The sequence below is a fragment of the Bacillus sp. 05T31 genome (assembly GCF_056396725.1).
Genome location: NZ_JBFTMA010000241.1, coordinates 1 through 5,683, shown reverse-complemented (window position 1 = coordinate 5,683; position 5,683 = coordinate 1). Strand labels below are relative to the sequence as shown.

Here is a 5,683-nt window from a genome sequence, read left to right as displayed (position 1 = left end):
ATGTTTTAATAAAGCGACGAACAAAGAAGATTTTGAAAATAATGCCACCAATCGCAAGGGTCCAAATAATTGCGAGTAAAGTCCAACCGAGCGGGCCACGCAGTGTAATGAGTAGAAATGGTGTATACGTGCCGGCAATTAATAAATATATGGCGGAGTGATCTAAAATGGTAAATAACTTTTCTACTTTTGGATGATGGATACTATGTAGCAGTGTAGAAAATAAGTATAGCAAGAACATGCTTACGCCATAAACGGTAAAACCAACAACAGCAGATGCTGTGCCATGTTTGGAAGCATGAATAATTAATATGATTAAGGCAGGGATGCTTAAAATGGCACCGATACCATGAGTAATTGCATTTGCAATTTCTTCTTTTACAAATTGGGTCATTCTTTTAATTTTTTGCGTCATAATGTTAATCCCTTTCACTGTATTGAGATAAGTTATATTTTCCTTAACCATATCATATACAAAAGGAATAGAAAATGATATTTAATTGATTATATTTTTGAATTTTTTTGACAAAATACAACGGATACATTGACGTTTACGAAATTTTTTGACAAAATGAACTTATGGAATAGTAGGACAAGGAATCTACTTATGAAGGGGATGGGGAAATGTTTTCAAATATTGGCTTTCCAGGGTTAATTTTAATTTTAGTAGCAGTGTTAATTTTATTTGGCCCAAAAAAGTTACCGGAAATTGGGAAAGCTTTAGGGGAAACGTTAAAAGAATTTAAAAAATCAACAAAAGAATTGACTGATGAGGCATTTCAAGAGAAAGAAAAAAATAAATAAAAGAATATGCTGAAGTTTTTCTCGGAATGGATAAATAAAGTGTGGTGAACGAGATGGAAGATCGGGAAATGAGCGTAGTAGAACATATTGTTGAGCTTCGCAAACGAGTAATATATACAGTATTATCCTTTGTATTATTTTTAATTATTGGATTTACTTTTACGAAGGATATTTATTTTTGGCTTGTAAAAGATTTACCAATGAAATTAACTGTTCTCGGTCCAAGTGATGTGTTGTGGATTTTTTTCTCGATTGCTACAGTATTTGCTATCGTTTGTACAATTCCTTTTGCTGCGATACAAATTTGGTTATTTGTAAAACCAGGTTTACATCCCAATGAACAAAAAATGACATTAATGTATATACCGGTATTGTCTATATTATTTATAGCAGGCCTATCTTTCGGTTATTTTATCGTCATGCCATTCTTATTTCATTTCCTAACTACAATTGGTAATGAGATGTTTAATACGATGTTTACAACAGAAAAATATTTTCATTTCGTATTAAATTTAACAGTTCCGTTTGCTGTTATATTTGAATTACCTGTAGTTGTTATGTTTTTAACGAGTATAGGTCTTCTAACGGCAGAATTTCTTCAGAAAATAAGAAGATATGCTTATGTCGTGTTGATTATAATTGCATCATGTATATCGCCGCCAGATTTTTTATCACATAGTTTAGTAGCGGTACCGCTTATTTGTATTTATGAAATCAGTATCGCTTTATCAAAGATAGTTAGTAAACGAAAACAGAAAAGAGAAGAAGAAATACAGTCGAAAAGTGCCTCGTTATAAAGGCACTTTTTAATTTATTTGTTATACTCTAGCTATAATTGTATACAATATATAGAAGGAAAAAATTATAGAATCTCCAAAATTTAGACAAACTTTTCATTTTTATACGTTTATACTGAAGTTATCAAGCTATATATGGGTAATAAGACCCCCGTCTCAAAGGATATATAGGACAGGGTTCGAATTAGGTGGATATAAATGAAGTATTAACTTCTAAATGGGGCAGCTTAAGGATATTTTAGTATTCATAGGAAACCTACACTAAAAAACGTGTTAAAGAATAAAGTGGARGAAGTTCAAAAATCCAACGAAAAAGAGGATTGATATTGTGATTACGAAAAGTTTTTATTTCACTCATGCAACAGGGAATTGTATTAAAATATTTGAAATCCCTGTCCTACAAACACAGCATCCATTAGCGTTTCTAATTCAGTCTCGTCTTCAATTGTTTATTGCAAAAATTCAAAAACATAAAAACCCAAGATTCTCGTACTCTTTCCGTGAATATTTACAAAGTTGTTTGAAGTGGAATGATTATTCAAATGTATATAAGACAAATACTCTTGAAAAGAATGCATAATACACAGCAGGGACAGAGTTAGRTARGCTCTGTCTTTTTTATTTTAGGTATAAAAATATAATTAATTTGGTGAAATTTATTCGAAATTGTTGAAAGCMTCGGGAATACTAGTATAATAACAGGGAGAGCGTATTGGAAAGGGAAGAATATAATATGCAAAAAATTAAAATTGTAACAGATTCAACGGCAGATTTATCTCAAGAAGTGATTGAGAAGTATGATGTTCATGTTCTACCATTATCTATTTCTGTAAATGGACAAACATACTTAGATCGTGTAGATTTGCAACCGGATGAATTTATTGAAGAAATGATTAAATCAGAAGAATTACCAAAAACATCACAACCGGCTATGGGTACATTTGTAGAAATGTATGACAAGCTAGGCGAAGACGGAAGCCAAGTGCTTTCTATTCATATGACAGGTGGAATGAGCGGTACTGTCGCAACAGCGAATAGTGCTGCATCAATGACAGATACGAAAGTAACAGTTGTTGATTCTCAATTTATTACACATGCTTTAGCATATCAAGTAATTGAAGCTGCAAAAATGGCAAAAGAAGAATGCTCACTAGAAGATATTTTAAAACGTATTGATGAAGTRAGAAARAATACTCGTTTATAYGTWRTCGTAGATACATTAGARAACTTAGTRAARGGTGGACGTATCGGTAAAGGGAAAGCTTTTATCGGTTCATTACTTAATATTAAACCTATTGCAAGTTTAGAAGGCGGCGTATATAATCCGGTAACGAAAGTACGTAGCCAAGGGCAGATTGTAAAAACGTTGGCTAAACTATTCGAGGAAGATACTGCTGGAAAAGTGGTGAAAGCTGTTGCGATTCCACATGCTAAAGCAATTCCTTTAGCAGAAAGTGTAAAAGCTGCTGTTGAAAAAGTGAATGGATTCACTCAATCAGAGATTTTCTTTACAACACCAGTTATCAGTACTCATACAGGACCAGGAGCAATTGGTTTTATGTATTTAGCAGAGTAATAAAAAAGCTACTTGAAATGAATTTTCAAGTAGCTTTTTTATTATTTCAGGACAGAAAATAAGAAATGAGAAGGGCAATACAGGCGCTACAGCTAATTATATAGCGAGTCTGTAAATAATCTTTCATGGAAAACACCCTTTTCAATTTTTTAAAGTATATGATAAATTACTCGCAAAAATTAGTTCTATTATACATGAGAAGTTTCTGTGATTTTTACTGGTTCTTTATTTGGGACAATAGGGCTATAAGTGAAAGTTTGACCTAAAAAGAGAACATGTAGTTGTTCCCACGGTAGCATTCGTAAATTCCAGTTATTTCGTAGTCGTGTTACTGCTTCCCTTGGTGTTTCATCTGCTAAAGCAAAAGTACCGTAGTGCATGGGAATGAAATGTGTAGCTTTTATATCTAGATASGCTTGCACAGCTTCTTCTGGTGAAACGTGAGACACTTTCATAAACCATTCTGGTTCATAGGCACCAATTGGCATAAGTGCAATATCGATTGAAAAACGTTTGCCGATCTCTTTAAATCCTTGGAAATAACCACTATCACCACAAAAATAAATGGTTTCTGAAGAAGTCATATTATCAATGATCCATCCTCCCCAGTGAGAGGTGTTCATATCAAATAATGTTCTTCTCGTCCAGTGTTGGGCAGGTACGAAGTGAAAAGAGACTTCATCAATTGTTGTACTTTCCCACCAGTTGTATTCTTCTACATTGGTGAATTTTTTACGAGTAAATAATTTTTTTAGCCCAATAGGAACAAGGTATAAGGCATCATCATTTAGTTGACGAAGAGATGAAAAGTCTAAATGATCGTAATGACCGTGTGAAATAAGAACGATATCGATTTTAGGTAGTTCTTTTATAGTGAGCCCTGGCTCAGTAAGTCGTGGAACTAACTTTAATTTATTAGCCCATACTGGATCTGTTAAAATATTTAAGCCGTTCGTTTGAATGAGAAAAGTTGAATGACCAATCCATGTGACAGTCGTTTTTTCAAAGTTATTTAGTAGAAATTTACTTTGTTTAACAGGTGATTGTTCTACTAGAAAAGAAAAGTCTTTTTTGTTTTGCTTTCTCTCTTTACGCCAACGTAAGAAGGAGCGAATTGATTTTTTTGTACTTGCATTATCCATATTTTCATAGCGCTTTGCCATGAACATCACCTCATTTAAAATCGTTGTAGTTGTATTGTACCGAAATGTTGTTAAGGAATACAGTGTTTAACATGGATTAATGTTTAAGTAATTGTAAAAAAATAGGGGGATTTATTTACAAATTTAACAATGAACTTCGTTTCGCAAATAATGGTTAGAGAAATAATAGTAGTAAAATATATTTTGTCTAGTAATTCGCTTGAAATAAAGAAGTAACATACGTAAATTCGTACGATTTCGTGAACAAATGATGTAAACAATTTTCTCATAGTGTTTACTTTTGTTATGATATACATAACTTACATAAATTAAGGATAGAGAAAAGAGGTTTAATAATGAAGCGTTATCAAAAGTTAATTGGTCTTATGGTTGTATTTTGTCTCTTTGTACTTGCAGGTTGTAGCAGTTCAGGGGCAAAACTCCGTAAACCGTTAAACTGGGATTTAGAAACTTTCCAATTTACAAATCAAGAAGGAAAGCCGTTTGGTACAAAAGATTTAAAAGGGAAAGTTTGGGTAGCTGATTTCATGTTTACAAACTGTCAAACAGTTTGTCCGCCAATGACTGCTAATATGGCGAAATTACAGAAAATGGCTAAGGAAGAGAAATTAGACGTTCAGTTTGTTTCGTTTAGTGTAGACCCTGAACTTGATAAACCAGAAAATTTGAAAGCATTCATTCAAAAGTTTACAGAGGATACAAGTAACTGGAACTTGTTAACTGGTTATTCACTGGAGGATATTACAAAGTTTTCAAAAGATAACTTCCAGTCGCTTGTAGATAAACCAGAGAATGGGCAAGTAATACACGGTACATCATTTTTCTTAGTCGATCAAAATGGAAAAGTAATGAAAAAATATAGCGGCATTAGCAATACGCCATACGAAGATATTATACGTGATATGAAGCGATTAGCTGATTAAAAAGAAGGGTGCTTAGCACCCTTCTTTTATTAGTATTCAGTCTATGGATAATATGTCATGCTGTTGTGGTAATTTCGGTGCGCGAATTTCTAATACACCGTTTTGATAAGAAGCTTTCGTTGCTTTTTTATTAATTAAATATGGTAACTTAATAATTCTTGACGCTTCTGAAATGGAACGTTCTCGGCGATAATAGTTATGAGATGTCTGTTCTTCTTCCGTCTCTTCAAGTATATCTTCTTTTACAGAGACTTTTAAGTATTCGCTTTGTATTTCAATTTGAATTTGTTCTTTTTGTATACCTGGTAGTTCGGCTGTAACGACGAGTTCGTCACCAACTTCGTATAAATCTACTGGGAATGTTAATAAACGGTTTCCTTTTTGGAAAAAATGATTTAAATCAGCAATTACGCCACGAAG

General features: G+C 32.9%; 8 protein-coding genes. 5 read left to right on the top strand and 3 right to left on the bottom strand.

The window, feature by feature from the left end; all coding sequences use genetic code 11:
- On the bottom strand, positions 1 to 415 hold a 415-nt coding region (gene trhA, locus AC1DJR_RS15580; protein ID WP_477002960.1), incomplete at its 3' end, for a PAQR family membrane homeostasis protein TrhA.
- Between the two features lie 209 nt (positions 416 to 624).
- Between trhA and AC1DJR_RS15575 the strand changes: the two genes are divergently transcribed.
- The 4 genes from AC1DJR_RS15575 (at position 625) to AC1DJR_RS15560 (ending at position 3,177) form a co-directional block, all read left to right on the top strand.
- Entirely contained in the window at positions 625 to 804 is a 180-nt protein-coding gene (locus AC1DJR_RS15575) for a twin-arginine translocase TatA/TatE family subunit (protein WP_002012719.1), read from the top strand.
- A gap of 53 nt (positions 805 to 857) precedes the next feature.
- The gene (gene tatC / locus AC1DJR_RS15570; protein WP_012260868.1) at positions 858 to 1,601 is read left to right on the top strand and encodes a twin-arginine translocase subunit TatC; all 744 of its coding nucleotides are present in this window, start codon (positions 858 to 860) and stop codon (positions 1,599 to 1,601) included.
- Positions 1,602 to 1,929: 328 nt separating this feature from the next.
- A complete protein-coding gene (locus AC1DJR_RS15565; RefSeq protein WP_002012715.1) occupies positions 1,930 to 2,181 on the top strand; it encodes a DUF2535 family protein in 252 nt (83 codons plus the stop codon).
- Between the two features lie 153 nt (positions 2,182 to 2,334).
- Positions 2,335 to 3,177: a DegV family protein gene (locus AC1DJR_RS15560; RefSeq protein ID WP_477002959.1), complete on the top strand. Its 843-nt coding sequence runs from the start codon at positions 2,335 to 2,337 to the stop codon at positions 3,175 to 3,177.
- A gap of 188 nt (positions 3,178 to 3,365) precedes the next feature.
- Here the strand turns inward: AC1DJR_RS15560 and AC1DJR_RS15555 are convergent, their stop codons facing one another.
- Positions 3,366 to 4,340, bottom strand: a complete 975-nt coding sequence (locus AC1DJR_RS15555; RefSeq protein ID WP_429687318.1) for an MBL fold metallo-hydrolase — start codon at positions 4,338 to 4,340, stop codon at positions 3,366 to 3,368.
- Between the two features lie 335 nt (positions 4,341 to 4,675).
- Between AC1DJR_RS15555 and AC1DJR_RS15550 the strand changes: the two genes are divergently transcribed.
- Positions 4,676 to 5,263, top strand: coding sequence for an SCO family protein (locus AC1DJR_RS15550; RefSeq protein ID WP_002141632.1), 588 nt, complete (start codon positions 4,676 to 4,678; stop codon positions 5,261 to 5,263).
- Positions 5,264 to 5,299: 36 nt separating this feature from the next.
- Here AC1DJR_RS15550 and AC1DJR_RS15545 read toward each other — a convergent pair.
- Positions 5,300 to 5,683, bottom strand: a 384-nt coding sequence (locus AC1DJR_RS15545) for an Hsp20/alpha crystallin family protein (RefSeq protein WP_477002958.1), incomplete at its 5' end; no start/stop codon positions are given.

Coding starts and splice junctions, on each gene's coding strand:
- tatC (WP_012260868.1), top strand. CDS start 858: ATGGAAGATCGGGAAATGAGCGTAGTAGAACATATTGTTGAGCTTCGC.
- AC1DJR_RS15575 (WP_002012719.1), top strand. CDS start 625: ATGTTTTCAAATATTGGCTTTCCAGGGTTAATTTTAATTTTAGTAGCA.
- AC1DJR_RS15550 (WP_002141632.1), top strand. CDS start 4,676: ATGAAGCGTTATCAAAAGTTAATTGGTCTTATGGTTGTATTTTGTCTC.